We start from the raw sequence: 524 nt of genomic DNA, 5'->3' as shown, positions 1-524 counted from the left end.
ACTAGAACGCGTGGGGTTGCAAGAATGCTTTGCATGACTTTTAGACAAAATATGTAAAAATAAAAAGCCGCGACAGGTAACTGCCGCGGCTTTAATCTATTGCGTATTTCGGAAAAATTAGCTTGCTAAAGCTTCGATTAGTTGAGCTTGAGAGCGAACTTTTCGATTGCGATACATCACCGCCGCGATAGCTGGCAAACTAAATGCGATGAACCCCAATACGAGTGCATACGCGCCCGTTTCTGCGCTGATACCTGCTGGTTCGTCGAACGACACCACGATAGTGATCATACAGCTAATTAATCCTAAACCTGCCACTAAGCTCATTCCCACTTTGCCGCCAGGGACACGAAATGGTCGTTCGATGTTTGCGTGTTTGCGTCGTGACACCAAAAAACTAATAAAGATACACAAGTACATCACCATGGATAACTGAGTCATTAAGATGTTCAGCAGCCACATACCTTGGGTAACGTTTGGAACCAGAATAAATACTAAGGACAACACGCTAACGATAGCACCTT

1 pseudogene is annotated in these 524 nt (G+C 44.5%); it reads right to left on the bottom strand.

The features are described from left to right. Positions 1-117: 117 nt before the first annotated feature. Positions 118-524 (bottom strand): annotated as a pseudogene (locus tag R8O10_RS27370) (amino acid transporter); the annotation flags it as partial.

Origin of the sequence: Vibrio sp. 1727 (assembly GCF_033344415.1) — a bacterium.
Classification (GTDB): domain Bacteria; phylum Pseudomonadota; class Gammaproteobacteria; order Enterobacterales; family Vibrionaceae; genus Vibrio; species Vibrio alginolyticus.
The sequence above is the reverse complement of the archived record's forward strand: the minus strand, read 5'-3'. Positions and strand labels throughout refer to the sequence as shown.